This window comes from Psychroserpens mesophilus (genome assembly GCF_050617655.1).
Taxonomy (GTDB): Bacteria; Bacteroidota; Bacteroidia; order Flavobacteriales; family Flavobacteriaceae; genus Psychroserpens; species Psychroserpens mesophilus_A.
On the sequence record NZ_JBODQC010000004.1, the window covers coordinates 250,407 to 272,052 of the forward strand.

The 21,646-nt window shown below is 33.6% G+C and carries 25 protein-coding genes; 17 read left to right on the plus strand and 8 right to left on the minus strand.

Features of this window, described 5'->3' with window-relative positions; translation table 11 throughout:
* Positions 1–19: 19 nt before the first annotated feature.
* Positions 20–142 carry a hypothetical protein gene (locus ACRHNM_RS09815; RefSeq protein ID WP_431136074.1) on the minus strand — a complete coding sequence of 41 codons (123 nt, stop codon included), beginning with the start codon at positions 140–142 and terminating at the stop codon, positions 20–22.
* Between the two features lie 356 nt (positions 143–498).
* On the opposite strand from ACRHNM_RS09815, the gene ACRHNM_RS09820 reads away from it, so the two are divergent.
* The 3 genes from ACRHNM_RS09820 (at position 499) to ACRHNM_RS09830 (ending at position 3,243) form a co-directional block, all read left to right on the plus strand.
* On the plus strand, positions 499–1,428 hold the full coding sequence (locus ACRHNM_RS09820; RefSeq protein WP_431136076.1) for a nuclear transport factor 2 family protein: 930 nt from the start codon (positions 499–501) through the stop codon (positions 1,426–1,428).
* Between the two features lie 261 nt (positions 1,429–1,689).
* Entirely contained in the window at positions 1,690–2,490 is an 801-nt protein-coding gene (locus tag ACRHNM_RS09825) for a hypothetical protein (protein WP_431136078.1), read from the plus strand.
* 267 nt (positions 2,491–2,757) lie between these two features.
* Positions 2,758–3,243, plus strand: coding sequence for a hypothetical protein (locus ACRHNM_RS09830; RefSeq protein WP_431136079.1), 486 nt, complete (start codon positions 2,758–2,760; stop codon positions 3,241–3,243).
* Between the two features lie 41 nt (positions 3,244–3,284).
* Here ACRHNM_RS09830 and ACRHNM_RS09835 read toward each other — a convergent pair whose 3' ends face one another.
* Positions 3,285–3,680 carry a hypothetical protein gene (locus ACRHNM_RS09835; RefSeq protein WP_431136081.1) on the minus strand — a complete coding sequence of 132 codons (396 nt, stop codon included), beginning with the start codon at positions 3,678–3,680 and terminating at the stop codon, positions 3,285–3,287.
* Between the two features lie 114 nt (positions 3,681–3,794).
* Here ACRHNM_RS09835 and ACRHNM_RS09840 point away from each other — a divergent pair, with 114 nt between their 5' ends.
* Positions 3,795–4,238, plus strand: coding sequence for an Lrp/AsnC family transcriptional regulator (locus ACRHNM_RS09840; RefSeq protein ID WP_431136083.1), 444 nt, complete (start codon positions 3,795–3,797; stop codon positions 4,236–4,238).
* 24 nt (positions 4,239–4,262) lie between these two features.
* Here ACRHNM_RS09840 and ACRHNM_RS09845 read toward each other — a convergent pair whose 3' ends face one another.
* Positions 4,263–5,237, minus strand: coding sequence for a YpdA family putative bacillithiol disulfide reductase (locus ACRHNM_RS09845; protein WP_431136085.1), 975 nt, complete (start codon positions 5,235–5,237; stop codon positions 4,263–4,265).
* Entirely contained in the window at positions 5,234–6,457 is a 1,224-nt protein-coding gene (locus ACRHNM_RS09850) for an MFS transporter (RefSeq protein ID WP_431136087.1), read from the minus strand. Before ACRHNM_RS09850 ends, ACRHNM_RS09845 begins: the two co-directional genes overlap by 4 nt.
* A gap of 228 nt (positions 6,458–6,685) precedes the next feature.
* Between ACRHNM_RS09850 and ACRHNM_RS09855 the strand changes: the two genes are divergently transcribed.
* Positions 6,686–7,288: a DUF1684 domain-containing protein gene (locus ACRHNM_RS09855; RefSeq protein WP_431136088.1), complete on the plus strand. Its 603-nt coding sequence runs from the start codon at positions 6,686–6,688 to the stop codon at positions 7,286–7,288.
* 4 nt (positions 7,289–7,292) lie between these two features.
* Here the strand turns inward: ACRHNM_RS09855 and crcB are convergent, their stop codons facing one another.
* Positions 7,293–7,658 (minus strand): fluoride efflux transporter CrcB, encoded by a 366-nt coding sequence (gene crcB / locus ACRHNM_RS09860; RefSeq protein WP_431136224.1) that lies wholly within the window; start codon positions 7,656–7,658, stop codon positions 7,293–7,295.
* Positions 7,659–7,660: 2 nt separating this feature from the next.
* The gene (locus ACRHNM_RS09865) at positions 7,661–8,680 is read right to left on the minus strand and encodes an SRPBCC family protein (RefSeq protein ID WP_431136090.1); all 1,020 of its coding nucleotides are present in this window, start codon (positions 8,678–8,680) and stop codon (positions 7,661–7,663) included.
* Between the two features lie 632 nt (positions 8,681–9,312).
* On the opposite strand from ACRHNM_RS09865, the gene ACRHNM_RS09870 reads away from it, so the two are divergent.
* Complete coding sequence (locus ACRHNM_RS09870) at positions 9,313–9,699, plus strand: hypothetical protein (protein WP_431136092.1); 387 nt, start codon at positions 9,313–9,315, stop codon at positions 9,697–9,699.
* Between the two features lie 32 nt (positions 9,700–9,731).
* On the opposite strand, the gene ACRHNM_RS09875 is transcribed toward ACRHNM_RS09870, so the two are convergent.
* Complete coding sequence (locus ACRHNM_RS09875) at positions 9,732–10,805, minus strand: branched-chain amino acid aminotransferase (protein WP_431136094.1); 1,074 nt, start codon at positions 10,803–10,805, stop codon at positions 9,732–9,734.
* A 117-nt stretch (positions 10,806–10,922) separates the two neighbouring features.
* Between ACRHNM_RS09875 and ACRHNM_RS09880 the strand changes: the two genes are divergently transcribed.
* From ACRHNM_RS09880 to ACRHNM_RS09895, 4 genes are read left to right on the plus strand one after another with little or no spacing between them, the layout of a single operon-like run.
* Entirely contained in the window at positions 10,923–11,450 is a 528-nt protein-coding gene (locus tag ACRHNM_RS09880; RefSeq protein ID WP_431136096.1) for a DUF4920 domain-containing protein, read from the plus strand.
* Positions 11,450–11,899, plus strand: coding sequence for a hypothetical protein (locus tag ACRHNM_RS09885; RefSeq protein ID WP_431136097.1), 450 nt, complete (start codon positions 11,450–11,452; stop codon positions 11,897–11,899). Before ACRHNM_RS09880 ends, ACRHNM_RS09885 begins: the two co-directional genes overlap by 1 nt.
* A gap of 4 nt (positions 11,900–11,903) precedes the next feature.
* On the plus strand, positions 11,904–12,596 hold the full coding sequence (gene mnmD / locus ACRHNM_RS09890; protein WP_431136098.1) for a tRNA (5-methylaminomethyl-2-thiouridine)(34)-methyltransferase MnmD: 693 nt from the start codon (positions 11,904–11,906) through the stop codon (positions 12,594–12,596).
* Between the two features lie 53 nt (positions 12,597–12,649).
* A complete protein-coding gene (locus ACRHNM_RS09895; protein ID WP_431136100.1) occupies positions 12,650–13,558 on the plus strand; it encodes a TIGR01777 family oxidoreductase in 909 nt (302 codons plus the stop codon).
* 55 nt (positions 13,559–13,613) lie between these two features.
* Here the strand turns inward: ACRHNM_RS09895 and ACRHNM_RS09900 are convergent, their stop codons facing one another.
* On the minus strand, positions 13,614–14,288 hold the full coding sequence (locus ACRHNM_RS09900) for a YceI family protein (protein WP_431136102.1): 675 nt from the start codon (positions 14,286–14,288) through the stop codon (positions 13,614–13,616).
* A gap of 157 nt (positions 14,289–14,445) precedes the next feature.
* Here ACRHNM_RS09900 and ACRHNM_RS09905 point away from each other — a divergent pair, with 157 nt between their 5' ends.
* The 7 genes from ACRHNM_RS09905 (at position 14,446) to ACRHNM_RS09935 (ending at position 21,645) form a co-directional block, all read left to right on the plus strand.
* On the plus strand, positions 14,446–14,982 hold the full coding sequence (locus ACRHNM_RS09905) for a nucleotide exchange factor GrpE (RefSeq protein ID WP_431136104.1): 537 nt from the start codon (positions 14,446–14,448) through the stop codon (positions 14,980–14,982).
* Between the two features lie 52 nt (positions 14,983–15,034).
* Complete coding sequence (gene dnaJ, locus ACRHNM_RS09910; RefSeq protein WP_431136106.1) at positions 15,035–16,162, plus strand: molecular chaperone DnaJ; 1,128 nt, start codon at positions 15,035–15,037, stop codon at positions 16,160–16,162.
* Positions 16,163–16,442: 280 nt separating this feature from the next.
* Positions 16,443–17,369, plus strand: a complete 927-nt coding sequence (locus ACRHNM_RS09915; RefSeq protein ID WP_431136108.1) for an ABC transporter ATP-binding protein — start codon at positions 16,443–16,445, stop codon at positions 17,367–17,369.
* Position 17,370: 1 nt separating this feature from the next.
* A complete protein-coding gene (locus ACRHNM_RS09920) occupies positions 17,371–18,684 on the plus strand; it encodes an ABC transporter permease (protein WP_431136110.1) in 1,314 nt (437 codons plus the stop codon).
* A 2-nt stretch (positions 18,685–18,686) separates the two neighbouring features.
* A complete protein-coding gene (locus ACRHNM_RS09925; protein WP_431136112.1) occupies positions 18,687–19,568 on the plus strand; it encodes a mechanosensitive ion channel family protein in 882 nt (293 codons plus the stop codon).
* 26 nt (positions 19,569–19,594) lie between these two features.
* Entirely contained in the window at positions 19,595–20,479 is an 885-nt protein-coding gene (locus ACRHNM_RS09930; RefSeq protein WP_431136114.1) for a DUF6268 family outer membrane beta-barrel protein, read from the plus strand.
* 2 nt (positions 20,480–20,481) lie between these two features.
* Positions 20,482–21,645 carry a sigma-54-dependent transcriptional regulator gene (locus ACRHNM_RS09935; protein ID WP_431136116.1) on the plus strand — a complete coding sequence of 388 codons (1,164 nt, stop codon included), beginning with the start codon at positions 20,482–20,484 and terminating at the stop codon, positions 21,643–21,645.
* Position 21,646 lies beyond the last annotated feature (1 nt).

Genomic DNA, 21,646 nt, shown 5'->3' on the forward strand with positions numbered 1-21,646 from the left:
TAAACTTCTGGGTTATCAATTACAATAAAACAATATCCTCAATTGGAATGGTAGATTCTCTCTTGACACTATTGATGATAAGCTGTAAATGTTTAGTAGTGATTTTACTCTTATTTTCTACTAGAATAGACTTTTTTAACATGACTTGATTTTAGTCTAATATATTTAAAATCAGATGTTTAAGGTTAAAAACTTCTTTAATGTGTTTAAATTCTCGTTAGGATTCGCAATAATAATTGTTTAACAATAACATCTGATTATGTTGTAAACAATGTTATGCCTTTTAAAAATGTTATGCGCTACAATAAATTTTATCTAATTGTGTGAGCAATTGTATAGCACATCTATAACTAATTACCCGATTTGTGTATACTTTGAATATTCTACCAGATTTATCTTCTGGTATGATTCTTTTTATTAACTTAGACCAAGCCAACGTAACTTTTCTCTCCACAAACACGTTAGCGGCTATTATTGTTCATACTCAACCCACTTAGCATGAAAAACGTAATCCAAATTAGAACGTTAATTATGGCATCCTGTTTGGTTCTCCTTGCATGTAGCTGTAATGAATCTGAAAGCAAAAATACAGCGCAAGAGGTAAAGTCTCAAGCCAAGACGCGTAAAGTAACAGAGCACCAATGGACGCAAGACCAAACTGATGTAAAAGCTACTATAGAGCGTTTTCTGGTGGTAGCAGGTAATTATGACCTCGATGCCATGAAAGATATAATGATGGATAAAACCAATATTGCAAGCATCAGACTCAATGATGGTGTGTGGAAAACGTCTACCATAACTGTTGAAGAGTATTTTGATAAACCTAGAACGAATGAGTTGAAACCTTATTTTGAACCTGTAAGCACCTGGGATATTATCATTAGTAAAAGGCAACTCGCCTTTGTGGAAGCCGATGCTATATTGCATACTTACGGAGTTCCGAAAAAAAATAACGTGGACTTTTTTACTCTTATTAAGGAGGAAGATGCCTGGAAGATTTTTAGTATTTCATTTACTTCTACATCATTGCCCGAAGACGAGAAAAAACTTAATATGGAAACTTTCGCTAAAAGTTATGCACAAGTGTGGAGTGGAGTGCGTCCTGAGTTTGTTGCCATGTTCTTTGAAGACAATGGAACACTACAGTTGAACGAAAGTAAACCTGCCGAAGGAAGAACTCAAATTACAAACGTGGTAAAAGGCTTTATGCATGACCTTCAAGATATGGTTGTAAGTTATGATAGTCTTGTCACTAAACCAACAGGAACTGAATTTTATTGGACCTTAACAGCCACACATTTTGACACAAACAATAACGTGAATGTTAGTGGTTATGAGGAATGGCAAATGGGTGAGAATGGTCTGATTTTAAAGTCTCAAGGACATTTTCCAACCGAGGAGTACAACCGACAAATTGATTTGGAATAACATATTAAAAAAGGCAACAATGTGTACTAAAAACAGAAAGAATACTGGAGTTGCTAAGGTGTGTTAATGGTTAGAGTAGCCATATAAACCAAATGGTTTGTACTTTGAAAGGGCTTACTTTTTATATCTTGTATTACGACTTACCAGGACTTTATGTTTCCAGTTTGCTGTGCTCAGGTTTCATTTAGTTTGTATTTGTTAAATTAGCGGTTTTAATATGGCAATCACGCCTATAGAAACCATGTAAACCTGACATAACGAATGAAAACATCACATTTACTATTAGGACTTTTAATCGGACTCACTATTTGGTCATGCTCATCTGATGACAGTAATTCAAATGAAGAGCCTGAACTGATTGAAAAAAAACTCATCAAAGTTACCGAGGAAGGGACTTATGGTATATATGAAAAATTATATGTTTATGATTCGGATAATCATGTTACTGAAATTGAAAGTAGTTTTACTGAGTTTGGACAAACCACTTCAGATACTCATAATATGGTTTTTAACTATGAAAATGAGGTAATTGTTTCGGCTATAGATTATGAAAATGGAATCTTATACCAAACCCATGCTTTTAACTATTTAAATGATTATTTAATTGAGAGTATAATTTACGATTCAAATGGCATTGAAGAAGAAAAATTAGTGTTCACTTATAATTCTAATAATGAAATTGAAAGTGTTGATTATTATGTAGATTCTGAATTACAGCAAACTCAGAGTTTTACCTATAATTCAAATGGCAATATAATATTAGCAGAAGATATTGATTCTTCTGAAATTCAATATGACGCAAATCCAACTCCAAGTCACCATTTTACAACTTCAAATAAAATAATTTTTGGTGCTGAAAGTCTTATGATGAATTTATCTGAAAATAATGAAACAAACAGAACTACTATTTATAATAACTCGCTTCCAGTTGAGACTGTAAGACATTTTGAAACATCAATCACCTATGATACCGACAGCTATCCTGTAACTAAAGTAGTCGTTCAAACCGACAATAGCGGAAATGAAATAAACATACGTACAACTACTTTTGAATACGAATAAATTTGTTTTTAACAACGTATGTAATTCGTCGCTTATTGCTTGCTTATTAATGACTTAGAGTTGTCTTTTGATTTGTTTTTTTAATTTACTTAAAACTAACTAGCGCAAGTGAGCTTTAGCTAGACCTACAGCTTGCCATTTGTTAATATTCATTTAGAGTCCAGTCATAAAAAAAATAATGAGTAAGTTTACATCATAGAGCACCATTTTTAGCATGTTCTTACATAAATTATATCTAGTCAAAGATTAACGTATTAAACATTTATTTTGAAACCACATATGAAATATTTTAAGATTCCAGCCTTACTATTATTAAGCTTATTCCTCTCTCTCTCTAGTTGTAATGACCAAACGAAAACGCCAAAAGATAACAACTCAAAAGCAGTAGAAGTCAAAAAACCGTCTGCCGAACCTAGTGCAAAAACTCCCGCTACTACTGAGCCTGCTCAAAATACAGCAGGTGTTTGGCACTATACCTGTAGAATAGGTTGCCCTGGAGGAGCAGGATCTGCAATAGCATGTCATACATGTGGAAATATTTTGATTCATAACACAGTTTATCATGACAAAGCAAATAACGAACCTTTTGCCTCGCCTGCAGCTACTCCTGTAACTAAAACTCCTGAGCCAGCACAGAATTCGGCAGGAGTATGGCATTATACTTGTGAAAAAGGATGTGCAGGTGGATCTGGATCTGCTGGTACCTGTAGCACGTGTAATGGTGCGTTAGCTCACAACTCGGCTTATCATTAGTAAAGCATAAATGTTGGTGGCATGTAAAATTTATGAGCTTTTTAAAGCGTCATCATCCAATGGCGTTGCAAACGCTTGAATTTTTTTAATTCACTTTGAAGAATTGGCAAATAGTCTTTACCATTACTATTGCAATGTTGTAAGCGATTGCAATTAAGGTGTAAACGATGTACTAAGCGTTCTAAAGATGCAAAATGTTTATGCTTTTTGTGCGAACAATGTTCAGCTTGCGCTTTTTCAATTTCCGGAGCCAAAGATTCAGATTGCTGAATGATATCACCAGAAAAGTAAATGTGTGTATCTTCAGTACCATCAGATCGCAAATACGATAAATCCTGACCTATGTATGTTGATATACTTCTTGATAAGACAAGGATGTCCATAGCCTTTTGATATATAGGCAGTTCAGATAAATGAGATGGGATATTATAATTCATTTTTAATAGCAATTGTAACAAAATTAGTGACAAGTAATGACATTATACTTTAGGTTTTAAAGTAAAAACGTATATTTGATTTAATTATTAATGTATATTTTAAAAATACTTTAAATGCAGATTGATAACCTAAACTGGAAGATTTTAAAATGTTTGCAAACGAATGCGCGCCAGTCTAATGCCGAAATTGGTCGTCAGGTTGGTGTGAGTTCGCCAGCTGTTTCCGAACGTATTAAAAAGATGGAAGATGCTGGCATTATTCAAAGCTATAATACGTTGGTTAGTCCGTTTGAAGTCGGTTACCAGCTCAAAGCCTTAATTACCTTACGTGCTTTTATGGGCATGCTCAAGCCTTTTCTGGAAAAGGTAAAAACTTATAACGAAGTGATTAACTGCTATCGCATTACTGGAAACGAAAATATTGTGATGGAAGTGGTGTTAAAAAATCAAAAACATTTAGAATCCTTTATTGATCAATTGATTGTTTATGGCGAAACGAAAACACAGATTGTGCTCTCGCATGTGATTAAGCATAATGAGGTTAAACCTTTAAAGTAGGAGATTTGGTGTTTAGAGGTTGAGTTATTTGTTATTTTCTATATACTCAGCGATTTGCTTGGCATGAATTCTTGAGTTTTCAATAAACCATTTATGTGTTTCCATACCACCACAAATGACACCTGCCAAATATAAGTTGCTTACATTAGTTTCCATAGTTTCTGGGTTGTAAGTTGGACTGTGTTTCTCATCTTGAGAGAATTGAACACCAATAGCTTCTAGGAACCTAAAATTTGGCTGGTAACCTGTTAGAGCGAGTACAAAATCATTTGCTATACGTTTAGTGCCTTCAGGCGTATTGATGATAAGTTCATGCTCTTTAATAGCTTCAATTTCTGAAGTGTAGAACACCTTGATGCTTCCTTCTTCAATTCGGTTGATGATATCAGGTCTTACCCAGTATTTCACGCGTTCACTAATGGCATCACCTCTAATAATCATAGTGACGTTTCCGCCTTTTCGGTAAATTTCTAAAGCGGCATCTACCGAAGAGTTACTGGCACCAACAATAGCAACGTTTTGCAAAGAGAATGGATGCGCTTCCTTGTAGTAATGAAACACTTTAGGAAGTTCTTCGCCAGGTACATTCAGCATATTCGGAATGTCATAAAATCCTGTAGCTACAATGAGGTGTTTTGCTTCGTAATGAGCTTTTGACGATTCAATGGAAAAGCTGTCATTCTCTTTTTTTACAGCAGCAACTTCTTCATAAAGTTTGATGTTTAAACGATTTGAAGTGACAACCCTTCGGTAATATTCTAAAGCTTCATTTCGGGTAGGTTTTGGGTTGTTACTAATAAACGGAATATCATCTATTTCTAACTTTTCAGACGTTGAAAAAAAGGTCATGTTTAACGGATAATTATAGATAGAATTGGTTAAGGCTCCTTTTTCAATTACGACATATTTTAACTGTCGCTTTTTACATTCTAAAGCGCAAGCGATTCCAATGGGTCCAGCACCAATAATCAAAATATCTGTTGTATGACGTGTTTTCATTTGTAGTTAAGATTTAATTTTTTTATGAGTTTCGGTAAGTACAACAACAAGAAAGCAGCAGCAATTAAAAGTGCAAACATGCCATACCAGGTCTTATCGAAATCAAAATAATAAATGGCATTCATTCCCGCATTATGTCCAATAATGTGTGAAATTGAAAAACTCATACTGTACAAACCCATATAACTTCCTTTGCGGCCTTTAGGAGCCATATTTAAAGCTAAAGCGTTAGAAAATGGGGAGCCTATCATTTCACCAATCGTCATTAAAATCATTCCCATGATTAAAACGCTAAACGCCTCTGAGATATTTAAAATAATAAAACTTAAGGCCAGAAAGACAACGCCAAATATAGTAGCAGTAATTTTTGACATCCCTAATCGTTCTACCCAAGCGATGAGTGGCATTTCCAAAAATACAATCAGAATTCCGTTTAAAAATAAAATGGATCCAATCGTATCTTCTGAAAGTCCGTGGGCCTGTTTATAAAAAATAGGAACGGTAGAAAAATACTGAATAAAAGCAATGGCATTAATGACCATAACTAAAAAGAATAATAAAAAAGCAGGATTACGGTAAGGTGAAACCCCTTCTTTTACCGGAATGATTTTTTCATCCTGTTCATTCTTTTTCTTTTTAGGTTTCAACAGCAAAACTAATAGTGCTGAAGCTAAAATGCAAGTAATACCATCTACCCAAAATATAGATGCGTAACTCACTCTGGCAATAAGCATACCACCAATTACAGGACCTATGGAAAAGCCCAAATTGATAGCTAAACGTATGAGTCCGATATTTCTGGTCACATTATTATTTATACTGTATGCATCTGCTGCTACAAAAATAGCAGGACGATAGGTATCTACAGCAATCATAAGAAAAAACATACCGAAGCATACGCTATAAAACGTATCTAAAAACTGAATTCCAATAAAACCCAATCCACCAATAAAAAGACTTAATACTATGGTTTTATAATAGCCAATGACATCAGTAAGTTTTCCACCAATTAAATTGCCAACTAAAGAACCGAAACCATAAAAGGTCATGATCCATCCAACCTGAGGTAAAGTAAATCCTTTTTGGTCGATGAGATATAATGATAAAAACGGAATCACCATTGCACCAGCACGATTTATGAAGGTTACTACAGACAGAAACCAAATTTCTTTAGCAATCCCTTTGTATGTGCTGGTATAGTTATTTAGTAAGGTTTTCATCTTTGGTGGTTGTATAAAAGTAAAAAGTCCGACGTTAACGTCGGACCTTTTATGATTGATTAGTAATATCTTTCTATTATCATAGCATATGGTAAGTCCGACTCCTTAGAAAAGGGGTTTGTCTTTTTGTATATGTTATGACGCAGTTTTTCATTTTTCTTATTATTTAATACTCAAATCTATGAAAAAAAGGTTTAAGTTGTATTTTTGAAACAGAAATCTATACTTATGAAGTCATTTTTAATAGCTATTGTATTAATAAGCACCTTAAGTTGTGCGCAAAGTAAAACGCCTGTTTTAGGAGATACTGAATTTCAGCGAGAGCTCAATGCCGAGTATAAGGATGCCACGAGTTCTCCTCTGAAAGATAAAGACAGAAAAACGTTTAAAGGTCTCGATTTCTTTACGTTTGACTCTACATACGTTGTAAACGCTTATTTAAAACGCACTCCCAATACCGAATGGTTTGATATGAAAACGACAACCAGTCGTGTGTCTCCAGAACGTATTTATGGGATTCTGACCTTTGAATTGAAGGGACAATCCTATACTTTAAACGTGTATCAAGGAAAAGACATTATCAAACGTGAAGGACTAGCAGATTATTTGTTTTTGCCGTTTCTTGACGACACCAATGGCGAAGAAAGTTATGGAGGCGGACGCTATATTGATTTGAGAATTCCTGAAGGTGATACCATAGAGATTGATTTTAATAAAGCTTACAATCCATATTGTGCTTATAATGAGAAATATTCTTGTCCGATAGTACCAAGAGTCAATTATTTAGCCTTAGAAGTTAGAGCAGGAGTGAAGGCGTTTAAAAAACATTAGTATTTTATTTCACTAGATACATTCCGAAGAAAACTGCTAAGAATCCAACAATAAAACTTGCGATGGTGTAAATAGCAAACGACGTGAAATCACCTGATTTTAAAAGCATATGGTTTTCATACGCAAAGGTCGAAAACGTTGTGAAACCTCCACAAAAACCTGTAGCAAGTAAAAGAGTCTGGTGAGATGATAAGGTGTTGTGTTTTGCTGCTATCCCTAATATGATTCCAATTAAAAGGCTACCAATAATATTGGCAGCAAATGTGCCATAGGGAATTCCGTTTTGACTGTTATTCAGAAATTTTGCAAGAATGAAACGCAGCATACTTCCGAAACCTCCACCAACAAATACAAGTACTAATTGTTTCACCATTATTTTACAGCAATGAATATTTCAGTTACCCAATCTGCAGGATTAGGATGATTATTAGGGTCTGTTACATATACTTCTATCATTGGTCCTGCTTCAGTAAACTCTAAATTGTGCTCAGTAATATAAGACATTGTTTTATCCCAAGCTTCTTGCAGATTTTCATAATTACCTTTAAGAACCGTTTTTACAGCTTTAAAAGGTTCAAGTTGACCTGTGACTATATCTGTGTTGGTTGTAATTATTTTTGACGTTGTTGGAATACAGCAAGAGAACATGACTGCATTATTTTCGGGATCCCATTTGTGGTAAATTACGAAAGGTTTTCCCGCCATAGTGATATTATTAGCCATAGCATAAGCACCTACTTTTGGCAGCATCTCCTGCATTTGTTCTTTAAAATCAGACATTTTACTTGACGTCGTGTTGTAGAGGTAAAAACCACCACTGTGTTGAGTTACACCTTCAATAGTAACACTATATTTTTTCATGTCTGCTACTAAGATGCTTTCAAGTTTTTCTAAACCTCGTTCAAGGTGAGGTCCGATTTGTGTTTCCATATTTCCCTTTAAGGCTAGAAAGGTTTTAAAAAGAAAAGGCAACTCCTCTCCAGTAATTTTCCATGTAACTACAGTAGAGCCATCCTTATTTGGGTTTAAGTTCCAAGTCATATCCCATTTAGGAAAATCATCAAACCACATTTCCTGAGTAATTGAAGTGTTTGGTTGGGTATCAACAGTATTCACTGTACCAACACCATCTTGATCTTTCCAAGTGTATGAGCCTCCAATACCTTCAGTTTTATCTGATAATGTGATTACGGTTTCGGGTTTTTCTTCAACCCAAGATGACCAAGCTTCCCAGTTTTTTAAATCGATAATATTTTCGTAAACAACAGCTGCTGGCGCATTTATAGTTCTCGTGCGCTCTACTTCAAAGGAGTTTGGCTGAACAGCAATATAAATAGCGAACCCAATAATAAGGATTAGGATTAAAAATATAATGTATTTAAACGCTTTCATCTTTAGGAGGATTGATTGACAATAGATTGTACTATCAAAGATAATCAATTTAGCTAAAGTGTCGTTGAAATAATTTTAAAGCCATTTTGTGAGAACTACTGCTTGTGTTTATTGATGCTAAATTTTAGTAACAGTAAATTGATTATGATAAGTGAAATAATAATTGAGCTTATGGTCATGGTTGTTTTTTATTAAACATCTTATGACATTGAAGAATGTCATCACAAATCGATTCCTTTTTTTATGAATAATAGTTTTTGAGATGTTTAATAAGAATCTGAAAAAAACAATGAAAGATCATTAACTCTAAACAAAAATAAACTTAATCGTAGCAATCATAGCTAGAAAAGAAATAAAAGCAATTAAAACCCAAACACTGCCTCTGTAATATTTTTGATGTAATTTGAAATCTTTTCTATAGGCAAAAAAAATAATTACAATAAAAGCTATTGCAAATAAAATTCCAAAAATCCATTGACCATTACTGAACATATAGCTATTTTTATGCAAAAATAAATAATACAATTTCAAAATTTATACAATATCACGTTAATATTTTGTGGATTTTATCAACTTTTTAGCTAACATAATCAGACCTAGTTGCTTAGATTATAAAAATACCTTGAATAAATATGAAAACTAAAATTGAAGCCGTAAAAGCATTTCATACAGCCTTTAAAATTGGACATAGAGAAACACCTAAGGCAGATTTAGGTATCGAAAAAAATATGCTACGTTATAAATTAATGCGTGAAGAAAATGAAGAATATCTTGAAGCTGCAAATGACAATGATCTTGTAGAAGTTGCAGATGCTTTAGGCGATATGCTTTATATTTTATGCGGAACAATCATTGAGCATGGTTTACAACATAAAATTGAAGAAGTTTTTGATGAAATTCAACGCAGTAACATGAGTAAACTGGGAGAAGATGGAGAACCTATTTACAGAGAGGATGGTAAAGTATTAAAAGGACCAAATTACTTTAAACCCAATATTGAAAAGATTTTAGAATCCTAAAAAAAAGAAGCCATTTGGCTTCTTTTTTTGCTTTATTTTAATTCATATCTCCAGCCATGTTTGTCTTCAGACAAGTTATGTTGTATGCCTAGCATATTTTTCTTAAGAATGCTAGAATAAGAATTTGCAGTTATTTCTGGAAGCTCATAAATAGAATCATGATGCTCAAAAGCAGAAACAGGACTAATCACAGCTGCAGTACCAGTTCCAAATATTTCTTTTAAACTTCCGTTTTTAGAAGCTTCAATTATTTCATTAACTGTAATAGGTCTCACGTCACAACGAATCCCATTATCTTCAGCCAGTTGTATGATGCTTTTTCGAGTTACACCATCTAAAATACGATCACTCGTAGGCGCAGTAATTAGTGTATCTCCAATTCTAAAAAAAACATTCATAGTTCCTGCTTCTTCTAAAAACGTATGTGTGTCTGCATCAGTCCAAATAACTTGTTGAAACCCTTTCTGTTGTGCGAGATTTGTTGGGTAAAATTGTGCTGCATAATTCCCAGCAGCTTTTGCAAATCCAACACCACCATTAGCCGAGCGACTAAATTTTTCAGCAATTAAAACTTTTACAGAACCTTTATAGTATGCTTTTGCTGGAGAGCAAATAATCATAAATCTATAGTTTTCTGAAGGTGCGGCTGCAATAGCAGAATCTGTAGCAATCACGAAAGGTCTGATATATAGAGAGTTTCCATCTCCACTTTTTATCCAGGCTTTGTCAAGGTTTAGTAAGGTTGTAAGACCTTTAAAAAAATAGTCTTTAGGAAATTCTGGAATAGCTAATCGTTTTGCTGATCTATTGATACGAGCAAAGTTTTCTTCAGGTCTAAACAAAAATACACCTCCTTGATCATCTTTGTAAGCTTTCATGCCTTCAAAAACAGCTTGACCATAATGAAATACTCGAGCAGAAGGATCGATACTCATTGGTCCATAAGGTTTAATTTTCGGTTGTTGCCATTCGCCATCGATAAAATCGCAATAAAACATGTGGTCTGTAAATGTGCGACCAAATGAAAGATTGTCAAAATCTACGTCATTAATCTTAGAGGTTGGTGATTTAACTATATCGATTTCGTAAGTTGAAACTTTCGTCATTTTTCTCTGAATTATATTTTGCAAAATTAGTGATTTCAGCTTTAAAAACGTATAAAATTGAGCTAAAAAATATGTACCTTTGTGAATCAAATAATTATTTAAAAATCACACCTTATTATGAAACGTATTTTTTTAGTATTAATGTTGGTAACTTTTGTCTTTTCTTGTAAAAATGAAAACAAAGAAGTCGGAGAGCAAGCAGAAATCGCACAAGAAACTTCTAACGATGAACAAGACATTTCTTATAGTTCTTTTGGAAAAGAAATTAACGATGCGGATGCACTCTCTGCAAAACGTATGGCTACTCATTTTGAAAGTATGACCATTGGCGATTCTATTGAAACTAAAATGATTGCTAAAGTTGATGAGGTTTGTCAGGCAAAAGGATGCTGGATGAAAGTAGATTTAGAAAATGGAGAACAAGTCATGGTAAAATTTAAAGATTATGGCTTTTTTATGCCTAAAGATATCGCAGGAAGAGAAGTGGTATTAAACGGCAAAGCTTTTGTAAACGAAGTTCCTGTTGAAGAACAACGTCATTATGCTGAAGATGCTGGTAAATCTGCTGAAGACATTGCAAAAATAACAGAGCCTAAAAAGACATTTTCATTTGTTGCAGATGGTGTGTTGCTAAAAGAAGACTAATGTTTAAATCTATTGCTTGCCTTGTTGTAGTTTCTGTATTAATTTTTAGCTGTAATTCTTCAGAAAAAACAGAAAAAACGATTACTGTAGTTGATGGTAAAGACCGTTACGATGTGTATCAAGGTTCTGAAATGGCCAATTTGATGAGAGGCATGCATGCCTTTAATTTACAGCTTAAGGAAGAAGTTAAAAGCGGAAAAATAACTACTGAGTTTCCAGAAGAGTTTTTAAAAATTCATACAGCTATATTTTCAGAGTCTAAGTCAAGAAACCAAACTTTTGATCATTACTCAGGGAAGTTTGTTGAAGCTCAAAAATTAGTATTTGAAAAGGATTCTGTTGTGTCGCTTACCGAGCGTTACAATAACGCTATTAATCTTTGTATCACGTGTCATCAGACAGAATGTACAGGACCAATACCTAAGATTAAAAAATTACTGATAAAATAAACATTTGCAACGTAAAATCATCACCACAGCAGACGGTTCAAAAACCATTCAAATTGAAGAATGGAACGAACAATACCATTCTGTTCATGGCGCCATACAAGAAGCAAATCATGTATATATTAAACATGGTTTGCTTTTTTTTAACTCTCAATCCAACTGTCATTTTGGGCTTGATTCAAAATCTGATACAATTTCAATTCTTGAAATAGGATTTGGTACTGGACTCAACGCTATGCTTACCTTGTTAATTTCTGAACAATTCAATCTACATTTAGATTATTGTGGTGTTGAAGCCTACCCTGTGTCTGTTGAAGAGCTCCAGCAACTAAATTATACTGAAGCCTTGCAAGTCACTAACAATTCTTTTGAAAAACTCCACACATCTGATTGGGAAACATCACATGAAATTACTGAAAATTTCAGACTGACGAAACAGCAGAAGTTTTTCAATGAGATTGATGATGTAAATTGTTATGATGTTATTTATTTTGATGCCTTTGGAGCACGTGTACAACCAGAGTTATGGACGGAAGAATTATTTAGTAAAATGTACACAGCTTTAAGAGTAAATGGTGTCTTGGTGACTTATGCCTGTAAAGGAAGTGCAAAACGTGCGTTAAGAGCTGTTGGTTTTGTGATACAACGTTTAGAAGGTCCTCCAGGAAAACGACATATGCTTAGGGCAATTAAACGTTAAACCATTCATAAATATTAGTTACAACCTTATAGTTTCAGTAAATTTGTAATGCTATGAAAACAGTATTAATAACAGGTGCTACAGGGTTAATCGGACAAGAAATTGTTAAAGTCTGCCATGATAATAATTGCATGGTTCATTATCTAACAACGTCTAAAAATAAATTATCATCTCAAGATAATTACATTGGCTTTTACTGGAATCCAGATGCTAAAGAAATTGATCTTTCTTGCTTCCAAGGTGTCGATACCATTATAAATTTAGTTGGAGCTACCATTTCAAAGCGATGGACTTCAGATTATAAAAAAGAAATTATTTCAAGTAGAACTGATACAGCAAAATTGCTATACGATGCCATTAAAGCACATAATTTTCCAGTACAGCATATTGTTTCAGCTAGTGCTATTGGCATTTATCCCAGTTCTCAAACGAAGTATTATGAAGAAGATTTTGATAAGAATTCGGAATCTTTCTTAGGGCAAGTAGTTGAAAAATGGGAAAAGGCTGTTGATCAATTTTCGTCTTTAGGACTAAAAGTTTCAAAAATTAGAATTGGTTTAGTGCTTTCTGAAAAAGGAGGTGCATTACCAGAGATGGCAAAACCGATACGTTTAGGTGCTGGTGCAGCTTTTGGCGATGGGAAACAATGGCAATCCTGGATACACATTGAAGATTTAGCGCGTCTTTTTATGTATTTAGCAGAAAAAAGGCTTGAAGGTGTTTACAATGGAGTAGCTCCCAATCCTGTGAGTAATACAGAACTTACAAAGGTAGTCGCAAACGTACTAGACAAACCTCTTATTTTACCTAACATACCTAAATTTGCTATGAAGTTGGTTTTAGGTGAGATGCATATATTATTATTTGAAAGTCAACGTGTCAGCTCACAAAAAACTGAAACAGCTGGTTTCGACTTTAAATTTCATCATCTTGAACCTGCTATTCAGGATTTATTGGGTTAATAAAAAAAGCCATTCTTCAAAAGAATGGCTGTAGCAATTTTTTAACGCTATCAATCTAGGCCTTTTTAGCTTTGATGTTAATTTTTATCTCAATATCATCATTAATAAATTTATCTCCTAAATCTTCAAAAATAGATTTAGAACCATAATTGACATTCCATTTAGTTCTATCAATCGTAAAAGAATCACTTTCAATGGTGATTTGGTCACCATTATTAGTAATGTTTACTGGAAATGAGATATTGTGTTTCTGACCTTTTATAGACAGATTACCCGACAATCTGGTTTTTCCGGCAGCTAAAGATTCAGTGCCAGTAATCTCAAATGCAGCAGAAGGAAATTTAGTCACATCAAAGAAATGATTCTCTTTTCCTTCAACGGTTCCTTTTAAATGCGCTTCAAGATCTTCTTTGCCATCACCAGCTTCAAGATCGTTCACAGTAATAGAGCTCATGTCTATTAAAAAAGTACCACTTTGTAATTTCCCATCGTCCGTTTTAAATACACCATTATCTAGGTTAATGGTGCCATTGTGAGTTCCTGTTGGCTTAAAACCTTTCCATTCAATGGCAGATTCTGCAACATTAACAGTGAATTTCTCAGAAGTACTTTCACTAACAGCTGCAGCTTCGGCATCGCTTGTGTTTGCTTCTTCTGCTTTGTTTTTACAGCTACTGATTGAAAACGTCAATACAAGTGACAATGCAATAGGGAATAAGTTCTTAATCATTTAAAATAGTTTTAGTGTTTATAATACTTCAAAAATAATAATTTCTGAAGAGCTCTCAAACATAATAATTTTTTTGATGACATTTTGACATTTTAATAATAATGGCAGTACTTTTGCCAATCTTAAATCGAAGATTTATAAAAAAAAGACCAATGTAATGGGTAAAAAAGATAAAAACGAAGCTATAAAAGATTCAGAAGTAAATGAAACTTTTAATGAAGATACACAAGTAGAAGATGTTTCTGTTGAAGAGCAATTAAAAGAAGAACTCGGAAAAGAAAAAGATAAGTTCTTGCGCTTATTTGCCGAGTTTGAAAATTATAAGAGACGTACCGCCAAAGAGCGTATTGATTTGTTTAAAACGGCAAGTGAAGATGTCATGTTGGCAATGCTACCAATATTAGATGATTTTGAAAGAGCTTTAGCACATATTGAAGACGATAAAGAAGCAGAAGAGCTTAGAAAAGGGGTGCTTTTAATTTACAATAAGTTATTGACTACATTAAATCAAAAAGGCTTAGAAAAAATTGAAGTTACTGCTGGTGATGTTTTTGATGCAGACATGCATGAAGCCATAACTCAAATTCCAGCACCTAATGACGACATGAAAGGAAAAATCGTAGATGTTATTGAAAAAGGATATAAGCTTGGAGATAAAGTGATTCGTTTTCCAAAAGTGGTCATTGGTCAATAAAATATTAATTTAAAAAAAGTTTACTTTCACTATTGAAAGCAGGTAAAGTCATATGGCAAAAAGAGATTATTACGAGATATTAGGTATTGATAAAAATGCCACTGCAGCAGAAATAAAAAAAGCTTATCGAAAGATGGCTATCAAACATCATCCAGATAAAAATCCAGACGATAAGGATGCAGAAGCTAAATTTAAGGAAGCAGCAGAAGCCTATGAAGTCTTAAGTAATGCTGATAAGAAATCAAGATACGATCAGTTTGGTCACCAGGCTTTTGAAGGAGCAGGAGGCTTTGGTGGTGGCGGCATGAATATGGATGATATATTCAGTCAGTTTGGTGATATTTTTGGTGGTGCTTTTGGAGGTGGAGGAGGATTCTCTGGCTTTGGAGGTGGTTTTGGCGGAGGCCAAAGACGCGTAAAAGGAAGTAATCTTCGTATTCGGGTTTCGCTCACTTTAGAAGAGATAGCTAATGGCGTTGAAAAGAAAATTAAAGTAAAGCGAAAAATTCAAGCACCTGGAACCACTTATAAAACGTGTAGCACCTGTAATGGTGCTGGTCAAGTAACAAGAGTTACAAATACGATTTTAGGAAGAATGCAAACGGCATCTGCCTGCCCAACTTGTGGTGGAGCAGGACAAAGTATTGATAAAAAACCAAATGACGCAGATGCACAAGGTCTTAAAGTTCAAGAAGAAACAGTTTCTGTTAAAATTCCTGCTGGTGTAGTAGACAGTATGCAGCTTAAAGTTACCGGAAAAGGTAATGAAGCACCAGGAAATGGAATCTCTGGAGATTTACTGGTCGTTATTGAAGAAAAAGAACATGACACTTTAAAACGAGAAGGCGATAATCTGCATTACGATCTTTATGTTAGCATACCTGATGCAGTCTTAGGAACTTCAAAAGAAATAGATACTGTTACAGGTAAGGTCAGAATCAAAGTAGAAGCTGGCGTGCAATCAGGAAAAATTTTACGCCTGCGCGGAAAAGGGATTCCTAGTATTAATGGTTATGGTAGCGGAGACTTATTAGTTCATGTTAATGTGTGGACACCAAAAACATTAAATAAGCAACAAAAGGAATTTTTTGAAAGTATGAAAAACGATGAACACTTCAATCCTAAACCAGAGAGTAGTGATAAATCATTTTTTGAAAAAGTTAAAGATATGTTTTCATAAAAAAACTGTTTTTTAATAAAAAACACTATATTTGAATATCACTAATTAATTTTAGTGGTAATTTTTCTTTTTCATAGCAATTTTTTCCCATCCTTAATTTATTAAGGGTGGGTTTTGTTTTTTAACTTGTTTCTAATGTGTTGATTAGTTGTCTAAGGTCTTTTTTTTATATTTAGATGTTTTAGGGATTATATTAAAAATTAGTGTGTTTAAGCACTCAAATCATCCATAACATTTTTATCTTTACACGTTACGAAATTTAACCTTTCAATTTTTATTTATGGATAACCTCTTAGTTGCTGATTCAGTGTCTAAAAATTTTGGAGATTTTAGAGCTTTAAATGCCGTTTCTGTTTCAGTGCCCAAAGGAAGTATTTTTGGTTTGTTAGGACCAAATGGTGCTGGTAAAACAACACTTATTCGCATCATTAATCAAATTACAATGCCAGACACAGGTAAAGTGCTTTTAGATGGCGAACTTTTAAAACCCGAAGACATTCAAAATATTGGATATTTGCCTGAAGAACGTGGTTTGTACAAATCAATGAAAGTAGGTGAGCAGGTCTTGTATTTAGCGCAACTTAAAGGCTTATCTAAACAAGAAGCTAAAAAGCGGTTGAAATACTGGTTTGACAAATTAGACATTGGAGACTGGTGGAATAAAAAAATACAAGAACTCAGTAAAGGGCAAGCTCAAAAAATTCAGTTTATTGTTACAGTGTTGCATCAGCCAAAATTATTGATTTTTGATGAGCCATTTTCTGGCTTTGATCCCATTAATGCCAATTTGATTAAAGATGAAATTCTTCAGCTTAGAGATGAAGGAGCTACCGTTATTTTTTCTACACATCGTATGGAGTCTGTGGAAGAGCTTTGTGACCACATCGCTTTAATTCATAAATCAAATAAAATTCTCGATGGGAAATTAACAGATATCAAACGTCAATATAAAACCAATACTTTTGAGGTTGGGCTTCAAACTAATCACATTGAAAGTGTTTCAAACGCTATCCAAGAAAAATTTGAAGTGTTTCCAGCAACATTTAAAAACTTAAATGATGATGTTAAAATGAATATCAAACTCAACGCAACTGATTCGTCAAATGATTTGCTCACCTTTTTAATGTCTAAAGCCGAAGTGCATCACTTTGTTGAAGTCATTCCGAGTGCAAACGATATTTTTATTCAAACCGTCAAAAACAACTAAGATGAATCATTTGCCACTTATTATAAAGAGAGAATACTTAACTAAGGTCAGAAACAAATCGTTTATTATTATGACGTTTGTGAGTCCATTAATTATGGTTGCATTAATTGCAGTTGTTGCTTATTTATCGCAACTCAATAACGATAAAGACAGAACTATTTCAGTGTTAGACGAAACAGGTGTTTTAAGTGACGTTTTTGTAAATACTGAGCATACTACCTATACAATTTTAACTAATGAAAGTCTAGAATCTGCAAAAGCATTGGTAAAAGCTAATGAGAATTTTGGGTTACTGTACATTGAAAACAGTAAAGACATTGTAAATATTTTGCCTAATGTAAGATTTTATTCTGATGAATCCCCTTCATTATCTATCATCTCTAATTTAGAACGTAAAATAGAAAAAAAATTATCTGAAACTAAATTACAAAGTGATGGTGTAGATCTGGAGAAGATACAAGCAGCTAAAACCAATATCAACATTGCTCAAGAAACGTTTTCTGGTGAAAAAACATCAAAAATTGATAGTTATCTTAAGTTGGCATTTGGAGGTGCAGCAGGCTATTTATTATTCATGTTTATTATTATTTATGGTAATATGATAATGCGTAGCGTTATTGAAGAAAAAACAAGTCGGATTATCGAAGTGATTATTTCTTCTGTAAAACCTATTCAACTTATGATGGGTAAAATTATTGGGACTTCTTTAGCCGGAATTACACAGTTTGCCATTTGGGTGATTTTAGGAGGTGTTTTAATGCTTGTACTCTCCTCAATTTTTGGCATTAGCATGGCTGAAATGCAAACACCTCAGCAAGAAGCCATGAATCAAGCGATGCAAAATCCAGATGTAGCAAATGAAATGCAATTAGCGGTTCAGTCATTTTATAATTTACCAATTGGAAACCTGATTGTCGCATTTATGTTATTTTTTATTGGAGGTTATTTATTGTATAGTTCTTTATATGCAGCTGTTGGAGCAGCAGTAGATAACGAAACAGATACACAACAATTTATGATGCCTATTATTATGCCATTAATTTTAGCAGTGTATGTTGGTATTTTTACGGTTATTGAAGATCCTCACGGAACAGTATCTACTGTATTTTCATTTATTCCGTTTACCTCTCCAGTCGTGATGTTGATGCGAATTCCGTTTGGAGTTCCAATTTGGCAACAAGCATTATCATTTTTAATTTTAGTAGGTACATTCGTTTTGACAGTCTGGTTTGCAGCTAAAATTTATCGTGTAGGTATTTTGATGTATGGAAAAAAGCCGAGTTATAAAGAATTGTTTAAATGGATTAAATATTAATCATGATTCAGGATTTATCTGCCATAGAAGACACGATTACAGAAAGCACTGTCTGGGAGAAAACAAGAGAGTTTCTTAATTTGCATTTGGATTTTTCTAAAGATATTAGCATATCAATTCTAGATATTTTGATAGTGATTACTGTGATATTTATTACCTCAGTAATTTTAAGAATTTCACTTAAAGCATTTACCAGAAATTTACCTGTTGAAGATAAAGGCAAATTTAATGTCGTGTATGGTTATTTCAGATGGCTTATTTATCTTATTATTTTACTCATAACGCTACATACGGTTGGCGTTGATGTAACAGCCGTTTTCGCTGCATCTGCGGCTTTATTAATAGGAATTGGTTTGGCACTACAAACCCTCTTTCAGGATATAATTTCTGGTGTTTTTATTCTTTTAGATCAATCTGTGCACGTAGGTGATATCATAGAGATTGATGGTAAAGTAGGCAGAGTTGAAGAAATCAAATTACGAACTACCAGAGCTGTTACTATTGATAATAAGGTTTTGGTTATCCCTAATCATTTGTATCTTGAAAACAGCTTATACAATTGGACGCAGAATGGAACTACAACAAGAGAAAATGTTTCTGTAGGAGTGGCATATGGAAGTGATGTGCAATTAGTTAAAAAGTTACTGCTACAAGCTGCAAGTACGCATCCAGATGTGATTAGTACTCCTGAGCCAACGGTTGTTTTTACAGATTTTGGAGAGAGTTCACTAGACTTTAAAATAATATTTACTTTGGCAGACAGTTTTAAAGCCCAGTTTCCAAAAAGTGATATTCGATTTGAAATAGACAGGTTATTCAGAGAGCATCATGTGTCTATACCTTTTCCACAAAGAGATATACATATCAAACAACAACCGAAATAATTTGTTTAAATTCATATCATTGTTATATGTTCAAAAAGCTTAGATGTATTTTTTTAGTAGCGATAGTTGGCTTGATATCTAACAATGTCTCAGCACAACTTACAGACCTTGCACGACTTGAGTATTCGTTTATACCAAAAAGTAAATCAGGTGATCAATATACGCGACTCAGAGGTTTGCTAAATTTTCCAATCAAGCTATCTGAAGATAATTACTTGATTCTCGGAGCAGAATACAATCACATTATACTTAATTTAGAAGATAATTACCCTTTTGATACTTCGCTTTTAGAAACCATCACTATATTAGACTTAAATATTGGGTATACCTTTAAAACCAGTGAGCACTGGAGAATCGGCTTAAAGTTTAATCCTAGAATCGCTTCTACGCTAACTTCTAAAATTACTGGAGATGATTTTTTTTTAAATGGAGGCGTATATACCATAAACGATCGTACTAAAGATGAGAATATCGATAAGCCATATAGATTAGTTTTAGGACTCACATACAATTCAACAACAGGTGTTCCTTTTCCATTACCTTTTGTGAATTATTTTAGGAGAGTAAACGACCATTGGTCTTTTTCGGCAGGAATTCCAAAATCTAATCTGAAATATTTTTTTAATGAAAAAAGCATAGTGCAAACTTTTTTAACTTTAGATGGTTATTTTGCGAATATTCAAAAAAAGATGATCATCGATGGAAAACAGGTAAATAATATCTCGTTATCTGTTGCTGTTGCAGGTTTAGGATATGAATATTATTTTACTAAACATTTAGTAGCTTATACGTATGTAGGTTATACGTTTCGATTAAATAATGTTTTAAGAGATAGAAATAAAGATGAAGTTTTTAAATTAGATGATATCAATGCCTTTTATTTAAGAACAGGAATTAAATTTAAAATATAATTATGTCAAAGATTTTAGTCATAGAAGATGAAGCAGCAATCCGAAGAGTATTAGTAAAAATTCTTTCAGAAGAAAGTGATAGTTACCAGGTTGAAGAGGCAGAAGATGGTCTTATTGGTATCGAAAAAATAAAGAAAGAAGATTACGATTTGGTTCTTTGCGATATAAAGATGCCAAAAATGGATGGTGTTGAAGTTTTAGAAGCCGTAAAAAAAATTAAGCCAGAAATCCCTATGGTCATGATATCTGGTCATGGAGATCTTGATACAGCTGTAAACACGATGCGTTTAGGAGCTTTTGACTACATTTCAAAACCACCAGATTTAAATAGATTACTAAATACGGTTCGCATTGCATTGGATACCAAAACACTTGTTGTTGAAAATAAAATGCTGAAAAAGAAAGTCAGTAAGCAATACGAAATGATTGGTGAAAGTGATGCGATTGCACATATTAAAGACATGATTGAAAAGGTATCAGCAACTGATGCCAGAGTTTTAATCACAGGGCCTAACGGAACTGGTAAAGAACTTGTAGCACATTGGTTACATCAAAAAAGTGCACGATCAAAAGGACCATTAATAGAAGTCAATTGTGCTGCGATTCCTGCAGAATTAATAGAAAGTGAGTTATTCGGCCATGTAAAAGGCGCTTTTACAAGTGCAGTAAAAGATAGAGCAGGTAAATTTGAAGCCGCTAATGGAGGTACCATTTTTTTAGATGAAATAGGAGATATGAGCCTTTCTGCTCAGGCTAAAGTTTTGAGAGCTTTGCAGGAGAATAAAATTCAACGTGTAGGTAATGATAAAGATATTAAGGTTGATGTACGCGTAGTCGCTGCAACTAATAAAGACTTAAAAGAGGAAATTGCTGAAGGTCGATTTAGAGAAGATTTGTATCATAGACTGGCTGTAATCCTTATTAAAGTACCTGCTTTAAATGACAGACGTGAAGATATTCCATTATTAATTAATCACTTTTCATCAAAAATTGCACAAGAACAAGGAACTGCTAAAAAAGAGTTTTCAGATAAAGCCATTAAACTACTACAAGATTACGATTGGACAGGTAACATTCGTGAATTGAGAAATGTCGTTGAACGCCTGATAATTCTTGGAGGAACAGAAGTAAGTGAAAAAGATGTAAAACTGTTTGCATCAAAATAAG